The sequence below is a fragment of the Bacillus sp. G402 genome, from assembly GCF_051172515.1.
Taxonomy (GTDB): domain Bacteria; phylum Bacillota; class Bacilli; order Bacillales; family Bacillaceae; genus Bacillus; species Bacillus altitudinis.
Genome location: NZ_JBPIZC010000004.1, coordinates 244,712 through 257,848, shown reverse-complemented (window position 1 = coordinate 257,848; position 13,137 = coordinate 244,712). Strand labels below are relative to the sequence as shown.

Below are 13,137 nucleotides of genomic sequence, written 5' to 3'. Positions count from 1 at the left end.
TCGAACCGAGAGCTAACGTTCTGAAAAGAACCTTATTTGTTGTATACTGTTTGTAGATACGTTAACATGTTACATTAAATCGGGATAAAGCAAAAGTGATTTTGCACATAGTCTTGATGAGAAACGTATACTTTGTATGATTGTTCCTAAGCATGACAACTAGGAGGTAATCAATTGGACACTGGTACTCATGTAGTAATGGGCATTTCTCTTGGGGGACTTGCGCTTTTAGATCCAGCCGTCAGCGCAGATCCACACATGGCACACGCCGTGATGATCGCGACCATCGCCGGCTCCCAAGCACCAGACATTGATACTGTGCTAAAACTAAAAAATAATGCAGTTTATATAAGAAATCACCGAGGATTTACTCATTCCATTCCGGCTGTACTGTTTTGGTCATTGCTGATTCCGGCTGTGATTTTCCCATTTGTGCCGGGGGCAAATTTACTTCACCTTTGGTTATGGACACTATTAGCCGTCGTGCTTCATGTGTTTGTCGATATTTTCAATGCTTACGGCACGCAGGCCATTCGTCCATTTTCAAAAAAATGGGTAGCGCTTGGGATCATTAACACGTTTGATCCGTTTATCTTTTTTACACATCTTGTCGCCATTGTCGTTTGGGCGATTGGCGGGCATCCCGGCTATACGTTTATTACGCTGTATGCCGTGATTTTCTGTTATTATATCGTCAGAGTCATCATGCAGCTTCAGATTAAACGCCAGCTGCGTGCACGATTCGATGAGATTGAGGAAATAATCATTTCGCCTACAATGAAGTTTAGACAATGGCGTATTGCTGTGAAATGTAAATCCTCTTTCCATGTTGGACGCAGTATGAATGGTGAGATCATCATTTTAGACACCTTTAACCGTGTGCCGGTCCCTGATACAGAGATTATGAAAATTGCCAAGCAAGATGAAAACATATCAGCCTTTCTCTCCTTCTCCCCTGTCTACCGGTGGGAAGTGGATAAATACAAGGATCATTATGAAGTACGGTTCATTGATTTGCGCTACCGCAGCAAAGGTCACTATCCTTTTGTCGCGATCTGCCATATCGACATGGACCACCAAATCAAAAATTCCTATACCGGCTGGATTTTCAGTGAAGAAAAACTGCAAAAAAAATTAAGACTCGGCTCTGTGTGAGCGAGTCTTTTTTTGTGCTTACAACTCTTACATCTTCGTCATATATTCCACAATAAACTCCCAAAAGCCAGGTCCCTCTTGGTAAATCAGCCAGTCTACTTTTTCGATGAGTTTGATATAGAGTTCTTGTTCGAGGTCTTCTCTTTCTTGATATGCCGTGTTTTGTAGTTTCTTTTTGATCATGGGTGTGAAGGTTTCAATGAGTTCTTCCATTTCTCCATTGGTCATTTTGTCTTCGTGCACGGACATCTCCCCCTGTTTCTTCTTTTAGTTTGTTGAGCGCTTTTTTGTGGATGTTTGAGATGTTTTGTCTCGTTTCGCCTAGCCGGTCGGCTATTTCTTTCATTGTTTGACCTTCAACATAAATATGGGTTAAGACCATTTTTTGTTTGTCTGTGAGCTGCTGGTAGGCCTTGTACAATCTTGGGTCTTGCAGGTGCTCCCCTAAGTCTTGCTGGTTGAAGAGCACGGCTTCATACGTATCTGTTTGAACAGGATCTTTCACTTCTTGTGTATCGGGATGATCGAGTATGAGTGGAAAACGTTGCTGCTTTTTTTTCACTCGTTTATCAAAGTCGACTGAAAAGATGCGGATCATTGTGGAAATATACTTGATGATGCGGATTTTTTGATAAAACTGTTTGAACTCGGAATCTAGTTTTTTCGCATTTTCTTCGTTTGGCTCTTCCATGACTTGCCGGAGCAGCTGCTGGTTTTTAGGATTGCTTAAAAATTGCTGAATGAGCGGGTGGTCAACGATTTCCTTCCATTTTGCTTTCAATAACAGCCGATAATCCATGTGCATCCTCCCCTTTGTTCTCTCTACTTGCATTAAGTGGACAAAAGTTAAAAAAAGTAAACTTTTTGAAACGGGTCTAATGGTTCATTTTCTCCCCCTTTGATTTCCTATTTCTTCTTTCATACCACTTATAGAGAAGACGAGCATTCGCTGGGAGGTGAGACAAATGGAGACCTTTTTTTCGGAGGAATGGCTGAAGCAGCTTGGTCAGGCTGGTTTCCCTGCCATTTTAACGGTTTATTTGCTGACACGTTTTGAACGAAAGTTTGATGAATTAAGCAAGCTCATCCAACGATTGGTCGCTGTTCAAAAAAATGATGAATCAGATTGACATCTTCTTGATTCGTTTCACCTTATGAAAACGAGGGCGAAATGAAAGGCCTTTTGTCACCTCACACAATACGATGTTGAAAGGGGATTTTATCATGAGTGAAAAGCAAAATGGTGTACCGCAACCGATTCGAGGAGAAAAAGGAGCAACGGTCAAAATTCCACGTAATCTCGAGCGAGACAGACAAAACCCAGATATGCTCACGCCACCAGAAACCGATCATGGAACGGTTCCCAACATGAAATATTCTTTTTCTGATACGCACAACCGTTTAGAAAAAGGCGGCTATGCCCGCGAGGTAACGGTACGTGAACTGCCAATTTCTAAAAGTCTTGCCTCTGTGAACATGCGGCTAAAGCCTGGTGCGATTCGCGAGCTGCACTGGCATAAGGAAGCGGAGTGGGCGTACATGATTTATGGGGAAGCCCGAATTACATCGGTTGATGCAGAGGGGCGGAATTTTACAGAGGATGTGACTGAGGGAGATTTATGGTACTTCCCTTCTGGCTTGCCGCACTCTATCCAAGCACTTGAACCGGGAGCGGAATTCTTGCTTGTGTTTGATGATGGGTCTTTCTCTGAAAATAGTACGTTCCAAGTGACTGATTGGCTTGCCCATACGCCAGAGGAAATCGTTCTCCAAAACTTTGGAATGACAAAAGAACAATTTAACAAGCTGCCAGAGAAAGAAAAGTATATTTTCCAAAAAGGAATTCCTGGTTCCCTTGAGTGTGACAAGGTGCAAACAGAGCAAGGAGAGGTCCCGAATTCCTTTAAATATGAGCTGTTAAAACAGGAGCCAATTACGTCAAGCGGCGGACAAGTGTGGATTGCGGACTCTACCAATTTTAAAGCGTCTAAAACGATTGCATCCGCTCTTGTGAAAGTTGATCCAGGTGCCATCCGTGAGCTGCACTGGCATCCAAATACGGATGAATGGCAATATTTCATTTCTGGAAAAGCTCGAATGACGGTATTTGCTTCTGATGGACATGCAAGAACCTTTAACTATCAGGCGGGAGATGTTGGCTATGTGCCATTTGCGATGGGGCATTATGTAGAAAATACAGGTGACGAACCGCTTTATTTCTTAGAAATCTTCAAGAGCGACCATTATGCAGATATCTCGCTCAATCAGTGGCTTGCGGTTACACCGAAACAGCTTGTTTTGGATCATTTAGATCAAGGCGAAGAATTCTTGAAATTGCTTGATACTGAAAAACATCCTGTCATCGCTGCACCTAAAAAAGAGGATTAATTCCACCTTCCTGCAAAAAGGCTGTCCTTTTTGCAGGTATCTTCATGTAAAGGAGTGTTGTTTACCCATGCAACAATCTGTTCACGCTTTATGGCAAGGGCTGAAATGGCTCATGGCGCTATCAGCTGTCTGTTACATATTTTTGTTGTTTTGTGTGCTGTTCTTTCATTTGACCGGTGCTTTTTATCAATCGATTTTATCGTTGATTCTGTTTATGGGCATCTATGTTGTACTTGGGATCTCTTTTGAACATCTGGAACACGTGCTCATGCGGTTTGTTCGTAAGTGTCGGTCCAAAAAACGATCCATCATTTTCTATGCCGTTTTATTTCACCTTTTGTTTATTTGGGGTGCTGTCTACTTATCAGATGAATTGGTTGACGGCATTTTGCTGACTACTTCTGAAGAAATTCTCTTTGCACTAAGTCTTTGGTTTTTTCATTTTTTGTTTGATTATGCGACGTTTTCGTTTGATAAGGAAGCCTCTTGACGCTCTATCGTCTTTCTGTAGAGAGTACTTTTTTAATCTGCTCCATATGATGGAGATCATGTTTAATCAAGCCTTCAAAATAACTTGATAACGTCAGCTCGGTTTGACCGATCAGAAAGGGTGTAGTCCAGCGAGGTGCTTCGATTTTCTTCATTTCTTGAAGCAATTTTGTTCTAACAGCAATAAATCGCCCGATCGTCTCGCTTCTCTCTTCCTTTCTTGCTCTTTCGGCTGACTGCCGGTTCATTTCATGCACATCAGGTGCCTGAGGTAACGCTTTATTGTTCCAAAATTTTTTTAGGCGATCTTGTAAAATAAATTCATCCCACGGAACGAAATGAGCGATGATCTCAGCAATACTCCATTTTCCCTCAGCGATGGCGCTACGCCATTCTTCTTCTGTTACTTTCGTTAGTGACTGTACCCATTCAAAGGTGTGTTCATAGTGTTTTATCACGGTGTCTTTGTTCATGTTTTGTTATCCCCTTCATGTTTTTAAAAGAAGTTGATCAGAAATTGGTTAGTTTCATTCTTGCGAAATCATTTATAACATATTATCATATACTTTAATTACCAAATGAAGAGGGGGAATTGTGATACGCTGTCCTATATGAAAAAGTTTATTTTTTTGCACTAAAATAAACCGACCGGTCTGTTTATAAAAGGGGAGGAAAAATGATGAAATCTCAAAATGTAATCATTATCGGCAGTGGTGTAGCAGGATTGGCTACTGCTTTATTTTTAAAAAAGGCTGGAATGGAAAGTACGATTTATGAAAGCAGGTCAGATGAAGAATTAGAAACAGGAGCAGGTTTTTTACTATCTCCGAATGGGGTAAAGATTTTGGATGGAATCGGGTGTAAAAATGAAGTGATAGCAAATGCAACCGTGATAAAGAAGATCCAGCAAATAAACAGTGAAAATGAAGTAGAAGCGATCTTTCACAATTATAGCGAAAAATATTATGATGCCCCTTTACTGAACGTCATGAGAGACCAAATCATCAAATCACTTTTAAAAGAAGTTCACCGTCAAGGAATAGAAGTGAAATACAACAAAAAGTTAATCTCAATCACACAGCAGCCTTATTCCGTTCAGGTTCTTTTTGAAGATGAAACTGAGATAACAGGTGATATCGTAATAGGAGCAGATGGAACTTTTTCGAAAACAAGAGAGGCTATTGCGTTTAATGCTAAATTAGACTATAGCGGTTTTTGGGGACTACAAGGAGTATCGTTTGTGAAGGATTTTGTATTGGATGAGGCAACAAGTTATTTTTACAATGACGGAAACTTTCAATTCATTTTTGGGAAAGCGCATCCAACAAATAAAATGAATATTTTATGGCAAGCTTTCTCTCAGTGTCCTGAGAAGTTACCTACAAAACATTTTGAGAAAGCCAATAAAGAAACCATCCGACAGTTATTATATAAACAAATGGAACATTGGAACATTCCTAAACACCTTTCTGACATCATCGATCATACTAACATGTTCTTTCCAAGAAGTATCTATGAAATAAAGGATTTTCCTGTGTGGTCAAAAGGACGTGTTGTTCTTGTAGGTGATGCGGTACATACGGCGAACCCTTTTGTTGGTCAAGGAGCATCGTATAGTCTAGAAGATGCCATGCTCATAGCAAAGATGCTAAGGGATCATGATTATCGAGATGCGTTCTATTATTATGAAAAGGATCGAAGAAAGAGGACAGAAGAATTGAATGCGCTATTTCAGCACATGAGTATTCAAAACGATATTGATAAAAAAATGAACGAATACACGATTGAATGGGATGAAGAAACTTACGTATGAGATGAAAGATAAAAAAACACCACTTATGATGAAAAGTGGTGTTTCTTGTGTTTTCTCCGTGCATAGAGGATCGCACCGATCAAACTGACGAGTGAAATCAATGCGAGAATTCTGATATAAGGCGGATAGTAGGTTAGCACGATCTCGTTTTTGCCTTTTTCTATTGGAAAACCGATAAAGGCGTAATTGGCTTGTTCAATATCGGTTTGCTGTCCGTTCACCGTGAGCTCCCAGCCTTTTTCATATGGAACAGGTAGAACCATGTAATTATCGCTGCGCTTGTTATCATATGAAATCGTAAAGCGGTTATTTTTAAGCTTTACTTGCTGGCTACCGTCATCCTGTTTTTCTTTTTCATATGCCTGGGCAAGGGTACGATAAGGCTCATGATACAGCTTTAATTGACTCAGCTCATACGTCCCTTTTGGCACTCGAATGGAAAGGATTTTTTCAGCTGGGACTCGAATCGTCACGTCATTAACGCCTGTTTTGTAGATAGACGTATTGCTTTTGCGTGATGTGACGTAGTCATCCACAGATAACTGAAACCCTTCGTTACGGTCGGTCCGCTTCACATAAAAGCTCACATACACATCCCCCACGCGAGCGATATCATCTGGAAGGGTGATATTCAGCCCGCCCGTTTCCCCGTATACATCAAGCACGCCATTTTCGTATACCGCTTGTTCAGTATGAATGTTTGTATCCTTTATTCGATCAGGCGATTGGTCGATTTCAGCATTTCCTTTTTTGTTTAAGATCACACCTTGCAACATCGCATGTTCTTTATCAAGTGCTGACGCATGCTCTAGTGACTTTTCTGAATAGACGGTACTCGTTGTTCTTGCAAATGGGAGCGGGCGTGTATTTTCATACACTTCATAATGTTCGCTTTCCAATATTGGCTTAAAATAAACCGGCGGTGAGAAAGACATCGATTTGTCTCTCATATAATACTTCCCGTAGGTCAGGCTGTATAAATTCGCCCTGTCTCCCATTGATGCATACCGGCTGACACTTTCCCGCCCCATATCAATTTGCAGGTCATTCCAGTAGAAATGGAGCAGATGCTGATTCAATATACTTGAATACGCACTCATGCCTTGAAAGCCTTCAAATAACGGGGTGTTGTTGCGCACGCCGTTCATCCAATCAATCCGGGCAAGCGGATCTTCTTTTGAGCGGCTTTGAATCTGCTGAATGAGCTTCATTTGCTCATGTCCAGCATACGCCTCACTATTCAGATACGTATCTGATACGCTCTTAATATTGCTTCTTTCAAATAAGTAGCCCTGCTGATACACGCCTGCTGTCAGTAAGCTCACAACGATGAGCACAGCTGACAAGAGATGAAGGTGCAGACGTTTCCCCGCATGTATCGAGAGGAAGAACAAGCTGATCACAAGCAGTCCTATTCCGGTAAATACAACAACATCCATATTTCCCTTTGCTCGTTCTGAAAGGGCGACTGCGAGAAGGAATACAATCCAAGCGCCTAAAACCGCACGTGTTTTCCACTTCCACTCCATTTGCCAGAAATGCTTGATGGTGATGGCTATGACTGCTCCGACTGTAAAAGCAAGAATGTATTCAAATCTGTACTGCGGTGCAGAAAAACCATTAAACACGCTCGCGATCTTTGGACTGTAGTGAAAAATGATCAGCAGAACACTGATCGATGTGAACATGAAAAACCATCTGTTCCGGTAAAGCGGAACGAGAAACAGACAAATCAGAAAGATGACCGGCAATAAATACACCCTGCTTGTAAACAGCAGATGATCATGCAGCTCGAACCAAGGAATCGCCTGTTCATACGGCGGTCTTACATTATTGAGAAAGCCGTAAACAGACGGAATAAAAAAGGCAGCACTGATCCCAAACGATAACAACGTAGAGATCGCAAGGGTCCAGAACACCTTCCAGCCTCGCTCCTCGCTTTGAAGCTTGATCATATATCTGAAGACGAGATAAATGGCTAAAAAGATAAAGTGAATGTAAGCAAAGTAAAAATTATTGATCAGCATGAGACTGCAAGCCGCAATAAACCAAGCCGGCTTGCCTGTTTTAAAAATCCGTTCAACCCCGAGCACAAGCAGCGGAAGCCACATCATGCTGTCGGTGAAAAACTCCCAAAATGTTTGATGCCGAAAGTACACAATGGACAGTCCGTAAATACCGGCACCTGTCAGCGCCCCCAGCCTATGTTGCACAATCGAAAGAAGCACACGGTATGCGATGAACAGAATGACCGTCAGCTTGATCACACTAAGCCAAATAACAGCATTTGCCCAAAAGTGAATATCTGTTGACTGTATAAGGTGAAGCGCATTCAACAGCCAGACGACAGCAACTGTGACCATAAAAACAGTCGATGTTGTAAAATAATAACCTAATTGCGTATATGTACCGCCGCCTAGACCAAATTGATAGGAATAAAAGAAGTTTCCTTTGACGTATTCATCATACAGCAGCTTTTTAAACGGGAGCATTTGCGAAATGCCATCCCCATCTCCCGTCATATATCGGCCTTGCGTATATTCATATAAGAAAAAGGAGTGTCCTAATAAAGCGAGAATGAGGCACATTCCAATGAGTATCCATCTACGTTTCATCATCTAAACCCTTTCTACAAAAGATCCACTGTTCATTGAAACAAAACAACCCAGCAAGCGTTTCGTGCTTGCCGGTTATTTGACTCCACGTTATTTAAATAACTGCGTTAACACTCGGTCTTGTTCTTTTGAGCTTGTCTCTTGTTCCATGACATTTGATTCTTGAATTAAGTAATGCGGCCTCTTTTTCGTTTCATAGTAAATCCGGCCAATGTATTCTCCGATCACGCCTAGACTCAAGAGCTGGACACCACCGAGGAAAAGCACAGCTGAGATTAAAGTGAAATAACCCGGTACCATGATGCCCGTTCTGACGATTTGAATAAAGGTCGCCACGATGTAAATCAAAGAGAGAAATAAGATCAAAATACCCGTATAAAAACAAATACGCAGCGGGCGGTTGTTAAAAGAAATAACGCCATCTATGCCATAGTTAAATAATTTCTTCAGTGACCATTTTGTATCACCATGCTGTCTTTCCACATTTTCATAATAGATGACCTTTTCTTCAAAGCCAATCCAGCAAAAAAGGCCTTTTGAAAAACGATTTCCCTCTTTCAGCTGAAGCAATGCGTCGATCGCTTGACGGGAAATTAAGCGGAAATCTCCTACACCATCACGCAAGTCCACTTCGACCACCTTGTTCATCACTTTATAATACATCGATGATAGGTAAGAACGAAGCTTGCTGTCCCCTTTACGGTTTCGTTTGGCAATGACTTGATGATAACCTTCTTCGTAGCCTCTAACAAAATCCTGAATCAAATACGTTGGGTGCTGTAAGTCGGCGTCCATAATGATCGCAGCTTCCCCTTTTGCATGCTCAAGACCTGCTAAAATTGCAGCTTCTTTCCCAAAGTTACGAGAAAAGGAAATGTATTTGACTTTTGCACTTTTGTGAGAGAGCTCTCTCATGTATTGAAGCGTATTGTCTTTGCTTCCATCATTCACAAAGATGATTTCAAAGTCATAATGAAAATCGCGAAACTCTTCCTCGAGTGCCTCAAAGATTCGTCTGATGTTTTCACCTTCATTGTAAGAAGGAATTATAACAGAGAGCAGTTCCCGTTCCATATCGCACCTTCTCTTCACTTTTTTCACATAGTCTGTTATGTTCATTATTCCTTTTTTGTCAGAAAACGAAACCCTTTTTTATTATCCATAAATTTCATGTATCCTTAATCGTTACATTATATCAGAGTTTTATTTCCAGTGATTTTCACCAACATGAATTTAATGTAATTTTAAGTTTATCCATTGTAAAAAGCCTGTAATTTTGATCACAGACTGGGTATTGTTTCATAAAATTGTTTAGTTATTTATATATTTTCCTGTTTATTGAAAAAGATGAGTAGAAGTGAAAAGGGCAACCCTTTTAATGCAGTAGCCCTTTGTTGTTTTGTTGCAAATGCTCATTTGCCTTCGATTGTTTATTTTGAAATAAATGCAGCTGAGCACCATAGCTTTCGATCCATTCTTGGACAATCCGTTCAGTCGTTTCCTGTCCTTTATATTTGCGGCCAGCCTTTGCATAGGTTGTTTCAAAATCACTCCAAAGGAGCTCTACCCATGTACGTGCTTCTTCATATGTGAGCATATTGTTTTTTTCCATTAGTTGTTCGGTTAATCGCTCAAAATATTGTTCCATACTGGTTCCTCCTTCATCTAGCAGAAAGTGCCTTTTTAAAAAAATCTCTTTTTTCATATACTACCCTTACGTCTTCAAAAGACGCAAATGATTTGTATTGTTTGGAGGGAATCAGTATGCGTAATAAAGCAAAGGGCTTTCCAAATCAAGTGAATCACAAGTTTGAAGGCGAACCAGGGGCCACAGATGCTTATGCGTCTAAAAGGCCGAACGGTGAGACGAATACACGTCCACAGGAACGTATGAGGGCATCAGGGAAACGCTAATTTTTCCAAAGGGAGTGCTTGAGATATGAGTTCAAATGGGAAATCGTATATGGAAGACTTTGTTCAATTAAGAACAACCGCTTACCCTCAACCATGGGCGAATGCTAAACATTCTGCCTCTCAGGTCAACGGAGAAACGCAGCAAACGCAGCACGACATCGTACTTCAGAACAACGTCCGTAAACAACGTTCGAAGTAAAGAAAAGGACTGATCTCTAACGATCAGTCCTTTTTCTTCTTACCTCAGCAAATGGCTATTGATCAGTCCTTTTGCGTAAGCATTGAAATCGGCAGGGCATCTTCTTTATTTGGCGCTGATACTCTGTAGCCCCAAGCAAAAACCCCATTTAAATACTCCACATAAAACTGCTCGTCTGTATCTTTGATGTGATAAGTCGTTTTGGTCTGAATAGCAGCTGGATCTAATAAATAGGCTTTCGCCATGTCAATTTTCCGCTCCAACACGGCATATTCATTCACAATGCCTAGCTGCTCAGCCTTTCTTGCTTTTTCAGAAAGAGCGGCAATCTCCTGCTTTAATTCGTATTCTGTCATTTCACTATAGCGTTTTTCCATCTGTCATTCCCCTTTGTCTAAAACGTGATCAATTGTATCAAGATCAAATCCTTTTCGGTAAAGGAATTGCTTCACTTTCATTTTTTTCTCAAATGATCCGTCATAACCTACCTTGCGTTTTGCCTTCTCAAGCATATAGTGAAGGGCTTCTTCTTCCTTTTCCTCTTCTTGTCCATCATAGGCTTCTTGAAGGGCTTTATCAATGATATCAAATGAAAATCCTTTTCGCTGAAGCTGCAATTTGATACGCTGTTCAATTTCTTTTGCGGACCGGTTTTTCTCTTTCTTAACCAGCTTTAGCACTTGTTTCACTGCTTCCTCTAGCTGCAAATCATTTGGATATTGCGATAGTGCTTGTTCGATGGTGTCATCGTCTATGCCTTTCAGCTTTAATTCTTTTTTTAGCACTGACGGGCCTTTGCTATTCGTTTTTCGGTGGGTGCTTACATACGCTTCTGCAAATTCAAGATCATTTACATACTTATAATGTTTTAATTTGTGTATAATTTCACTAATAGCAGGTGCTGGTATTTCTTTTTTCGTCAAATAATCGGTGACTTCTTTCACTGATCTCATCCGATACGATAAATAATCGACGGCCTGCTGAAATCCTTTTTTTACTGCATCACCGAATTGAATCTCTATGATATCGGCTTCGTCCAGCTCTTTTCCCTTTTTCAAATCATGCTGGACGAGCACATCTAGATCAACGCTAAAAGCGTACTTTTCATCAAGAAAGATGTTCACGCGTTCTGTATTGTTTTTCTGAGCAGAGATTTTCGTAATATAGGGCATCCTGTGATCACTCCTTTTTTCAAACAGTCAGGATGTTTCTTCTGATTCAAAATCGTGAAAGATATAGGTATGTATATGAGAGGAGAAGATGTCAATTGAATATCGCCATTACCGGAGGAACCGGGTTTATCGGCCAGCATGTCACAAAGGTGCTCGCAGCTGAAGGACATCATCTATATATTTTAACAAGAAATCCAAAGGAATCCGAACAAAATCATTTACACTATGTGCAGTGGCTGACAGAAGGTGCTAAGCCTGAACATGAATTGCCTGCGATTGATGTATGGATTAACCTTGCTGGAAAATCCATTTTCACACGCTGGACGGACAAAGCAAAAAAAGGCATTCTCTCCAGCCGTATTCAATCCACACAAGAAGTGAGACGCATTATAGAAGCGCAGGAATCGAAACCATCTGTGCTCATTCAAGCAAGTGCTGTCGGTATCTACGGCACTTCCAAGACAGAGGATTTTACGGAGGAGGCCCCTCCAGCCGATACAGATTTCTTAAGTTATACGTCAAAACTTTGGGAAGCTGAAGGTCAAAAAATTGAGGCGCTCGGTATTCGCACGGTTTATACACGCTTTGGGGTAGTGCTAGGAGAAAAAGGCACACTTCCTCTTATGACCTTGCCATACAAGCTGTTTGCCGGTGGAACGATTGGCTCTGGCTCGCAATGGGTATCTTGGGTTCACGTGGAGGATGTAGCACATCTCATTGCGTATGCCATTCTACATGAACACATATCAGGTCCACTCAATGTCACGTCTCCAAATCCTGTTCAAATGAAGCAGCTGGGGCAAACCATTGCATCTGTCCTTCATCGCCCTCACTGGCTGAAGGTGCCGTCCTTTGTCATCAAAACCGCACTTGGCGACATGTCATTGCTTGTTCTAGAAGGCCAGCGCGCCCTGCCGAAAAAGGCACTGCTGTCTTCTTATGAATTTTTACACCCTGAGCTCAAAGAAGCGATTTTGCATTCAGAGGAATAATTTTTGTCAAAAACACCCATCCTATTAAAAATGAGATGAGGGGGCGATTTTGATGAAGAAAAAAGAACACCAGCCGACTTCAAAACTGAAGAAAACCCAGGAAGTTCTGTATCAGCAGGAATTCAAAAAAGCGGAAAGAGCAGCAGAAAAAAGAAACAAATAAAACGGATATTCCTCTTTTACAAGCACATAACTAAAGTGATCTTGTAAAGGAGGGAAAAGCTTTGAAAAAAGACCAACACAAAAAATCCAACCACCAGCTTGCGGCACAAGAGACGGATGGCGAATATGTTGAATTTTCCAAAGAACTTGCAGATCCGAATGACGTAAAAGCGATGGCACGTATGAAAGCAGCCGATCAGCGTGCCAAAAAACAATAAGTAAAAAGAAACAGACCTTA

At 41.2% G+C, this 13,137-nt stretch carries 18 protein-coding genes; 10 read left to right on the top strand and 8 right to left on the bottom strand.

Features of this window, described 5'->3' with window-relative positions:
• Window positions 1-174: 174 nt before the first annotated feature.
• Window positions 175-1,155, top strand: coding sequence for a metal-dependent hydrolase (locus tag ACSBQP_RS16990; RefSeq protein WP_035391259.1), 981 nt, complete (start codon window positions 175-177; stop codon window positions 1,153-1,155).
• A gap of 27 nt (window positions 1,156-1,182) precedes the next feature.
• Here the strand turns inward: ACSBQP_RS16990 and rsoA are convergent, their stop codons facing one another.
• A complete protein-coding gene (gene rsoA / locus ACSBQP_RS16985) occupies window positions 1,183-1,404 on the bottom strand; it encodes a sigma-O factor regulator RsoA (RefSeq protein ID WP_035391262.1) in 222 nt (73 codons plus the stop codon).
• Entirely contained in the window at window positions 1,352-1,954 is a 603-nt protein-coding gene (locus tag ACSBQP_RS16980; RefSeq protein WP_047947015.1) for a sigma-70 family RNA polymerase sigma factor, read from the bottom strand. Before ACSBQP_RS16980 ends, rsoA begins: the two co-directional genes overlap by 53 nt.
• Before the next feature lie 166 nt (window positions 1,955-2,120).
• On the opposite strand from ACSBQP_RS16980, the gene ACSBQP_RS16975 reads away from it, so the two are divergent.
• From ACSBQP_RS16975 to ACSBQP_RS16965, 3 genes are all read left to right on the top strand, one after another.
• Window positions 2,121-2,285 (top strand): YvrJ family protein, encoded by a 165-nt coding sequence (locus tag ACSBQP_RS16975; protein WP_003217819.1) that lies wholly within the window; start codon window positions 2,121-2,123, stop codon window positions 2,283-2,285.
• Window positions 2,286-2,379: 94 nt separating this feature from the next.
• On the top strand, window positions 2,380-3,543 hold the full coding sequence (locus ACSBQP_RS16970; protein WP_035391265.1) for an oxalate decarboxylase family bicupin: 1,164 nt from the start codon (window positions 2,380-2,382) through the stop codon (window positions 3,541-3,543).
• Between the two features lie 67 nt (window positions 3,544-3,610).
• A complete protein-coding gene (locus ACSBQP_RS16965) occupies window positions 3,611-4,033 on the top strand; it encodes a regulatory YrvL family protein (protein WP_435028661.1) in 423 nt (140 codons plus the stop codon).
• Window positions 4,034-4,037: 4 nt separating this feature from the next.
• Here ACSBQP_RS16965 and ACSBQP_RS16960 read toward each other — a convergent pair whose 3' ends face one another.
• Window positions 4,038-4,505: a DinB family protein gene (locus ACSBQP_RS16960; protein WP_435028660.1), complete on the bottom strand. Its 468-nt coding sequence runs from the start codon at window positions 4,503-4,505 to the stop codon at window positions 4,038-4,040.
• Between the two features lie 206 nt (window positions 4,506-4,711).
• On the opposite strand from ACSBQP_RS16960, the gene ACSBQP_RS16955 reads away from it, so the two are divergent.
• The gene (locus ACSBQP_RS16955) at window positions 4,712-5,845 is read left to right on the top strand and encodes an FAD-dependent oxidoreductase (protein WP_426995562.1); all 1,134 of its coding nucleotides are present in this window, start codon (window positions 4,712-4,714) and stop codon (window positions 5,843-5,845) included.
• Window positions 5,846-5,868: 23 nt separating this feature from the next.
• On the opposite strand, the gene ACSBQP_RS16950 is transcribed toward ACSBQP_RS16955, so the two are convergent.
• The 3 genes from ACSBQP_RS16950 to ACSBQP_RS16940 form a co-directional block, all read right to left on the bottom strand.
• The gene (locus ACSBQP_RS16950; protein WP_435028659.1) at window positions 5,869-8,463 is read right to left on the bottom strand and encodes a YfhO family protein; all 2,595 of its coding nucleotides are present in this window, start codon (window positions 8,461-8,463) and stop codon (window positions 5,869-5,871) included.
• 87 nt (window positions 8,464-8,550) lie between these two features.
• Window positions 8,551-9,534: a glycosyltransferase family 2 protein gene (locus tag ACSBQP_RS16945; RefSeq protein WP_008341983.1), complete on the bottom strand. Its 984-nt coding sequence runs from the start codon at window positions 9,532-9,534 to the stop codon at window positions 8,551-8,553.
• Window positions 9,535-9,835: 301 nt separating this feature from the next.
• Entirely contained in the window at window positions 9,836-10,108 is a 273-nt protein-coding gene (locus ACSBQP_RS16940; protein WP_017358840.1) for a YfhJ family protein, read from the bottom strand.
• Window positions 10,109-10,224: 116 nt separating this feature from the next.
• Here ACSBQP_RS16940 and ACSBQP_RS16935 point away from each other — a divergent pair, with 116 nt between their 5' ends.
• The gene (locus ACSBQP_RS16935; RefSeq protein ID WP_003217849.1) at window positions 10,225-10,374 is read left to right on the top strand and encodes a small, acid-soluble spore protein K; all 150 of its coding nucleotides are present in this window, start codon (window positions 10,225-10,227) and stop codon (window positions 10,372-10,374) included.
• Between the two features lie 25 nt (window positions 10,375-10,399).
• Window positions 10,400-10,573 carry a YpzG family protein gene (locus tag ACSBQP_RS16930; RefSeq protein WP_003217811.1) on the top strand — a complete coding sequence of 58 codons (174 nt, stop codon included), beginning with the start codon at window positions 10,400-10,402 and terminating at the stop codon, window positions 10,571-10,573.
• Window positions 10,574-10,635: 62 nt separating this feature from the next.
• On the opposite strand, the gene ACSBQP_RS16925 is transcribed toward ACSBQP_RS16930, so the two are convergent.
• Both ACSBQP_RS16925 and recX read right to left on the bottom strand, forming a co-directional pair.
• Window positions 10,636-10,950 (bottom strand): YfhH family protein, encoded by a 315-nt coding sequence (locus ACSBQP_RS16925; protein WP_008341991.1) that lies wholly within the window; start codon window positions 10,948-10,950, stop codon window positions 10,636-10,638.
• A gap of 3 nt (window positions 10,951-10,953) precedes the next feature.
• Entirely contained in the window at window positions 10,954-11,745 is a 792-nt protein-coding gene (gene recX, locus ACSBQP_RS16920) for a recombination regulator RecX (protein WP_268439293.1), read from the bottom strand.
• A gap of 95 nt (window positions 11,746-11,840) precedes the next feature.
• On the opposite strand from recX, the gene ACSBQP_RS16915 reads away from it, so the two are divergent.
• From ACSBQP_RS16915 to ACSBQP_RS16905, 3 genes are all read left to right on the top strand, one after another.
• Window positions 11,841-12,737, top strand: coding sequence for a TIGR01777 family oxidoreductase (locus ACSBQP_RS16915; protein ID WP_435028658.1), 897 nt, complete (start codon window positions 11,841-11,843; stop codon window positions 12,735-12,737).
• Window positions 12,738-12,789: 52 nt separating this feature from the next.
• The gene (locus tag ACSBQP_RS16910) at window positions 12,790-12,900 is read left to right on the top strand and encodes a YfhE family protein (RefSeq protein WP_017358836.1); all 111 of its coding nucleotides are present in this window, start codon (window positions 12,790-12,792) and stop codon (window positions 12,898-12,900) included.
• A gap of 61 nt (window positions 12,901-12,961) precedes the next feature.
• A complete protein-coding gene (locus ACSBQP_RS16905; protein ID WP_008341997.1) occupies window positions 12,962-13,117 on the top strand; it encodes a YfhD family protein in 156 nt (51 codons plus the stop codon).
• The last annotated feature ends 20 nt before the right edge of the window (window positions 13,118-13,137 follow it).

Bases quoted from the DNA above. Each gene is read 5' to 3' on its own strand.
- rsoA (WP_035391262.1), bottom strand. From the start codon at position 1,404: ATGTCCGTGCACGAAGACAAAATGACCAATGGAGAAATGGAAGAACTC.
- ACSBQP_RS16980 (WP_047947015.1), bottom strand. From the start codon at position 1,954: ATGGATTATCGGCTGTTATTGAAAGCAAAATGGAAGGAAATCGTTGAC.
- ACSBQP_RS16975 (WP_003217819.1), top strand. From the start codon at position 2,121: ATGGAGACCTTTTTTTCGGAGGAATGGCTGAAGCAGCTTGGTCAGGCT.
- ACSBQP_RS16970 (WP_035391265.1), top strand. From the start codon at position 2,380: ATGAGTGAAAAGCAAAATGGTGTACCGCAACCGATTCGAGGAGAAAAA.
- ACSBQP_RS16965 (WP_435028661.1), top strand. From the start codon at position 3,611: ATGCAACAATCTGTTCACGCTTTATGGCAAGGGCTGAAATGGCTCATG.
- ACSBQP_RS16960 (WP_435028660.1), bottom strand. From the start codon at position 4,505: ATGAACAAAGACACCGTGATAAAACACTATGAACACACCTTTGAATGG.
- ACSBQP_RS16955 (WP_426995562.1), top strand. From the start codon at position 4,712: ATGAAATCTCAAAATGTAATCATTATCGGCAGTGGTGTAGCAGGATTG.
- ACSBQP_RS16950 (WP_435028659.1), bottom strand. From the start codon at position 8,463: ATGATGAAACGTAGATGGATACTCATTGGAATGTGCCTCATTCTCGCT.
- ACSBQP_RS16945 (WP_008341983.1), bottom strand. From the start codon at position 9,534: ATGGAACGGGAACTGCTCTCTGTTATAATTCCTTCTTACAATGAAGGT.
- ACSBQP_RS16940 (WP_017358840.1), bottom strand. From the start codon at position 10,108: ATGGAACAATATTTTGAGCGATTAACCGAACAACTAATGGAAAAAAAC.
- ACSBQP_RS16935 (WP_003217849.1), top strand. From the start codon at position 10,225: ATGCGTAATAAAGCAAAGGGCTTTCCAAATCAAGTGAATCACAAGTTT.
- ACSBQP_RS16930 (WP_003217811.1), top strand. From the start codon at position 10,400: ATGAGTTCAAATGGGAAATCGTATATGGAAGACTTTGTTCAATTAAGA.
- ACSBQP_RS16925 (WP_008341991.1), bottom strand. From the start codon at position 10,950: ATGGAAAAACGCTATAGTGAAATGACAGAATACGAATTAAAGCAGGAG.
- recX (WP_268439293.1), bottom strand. From the start codon at position 11,745: ATGCCCTATATTACGAAAATCTCTGCTCAGAAAAACAATACAGAACGC.
- ACSBQP_RS16910 (WP_017358836.1), top strand. From the start codon at position 12,790: ATGAAGAAAAAAGAACACCAGCCGACTTCAAAACTGAAGAAAACCCAG.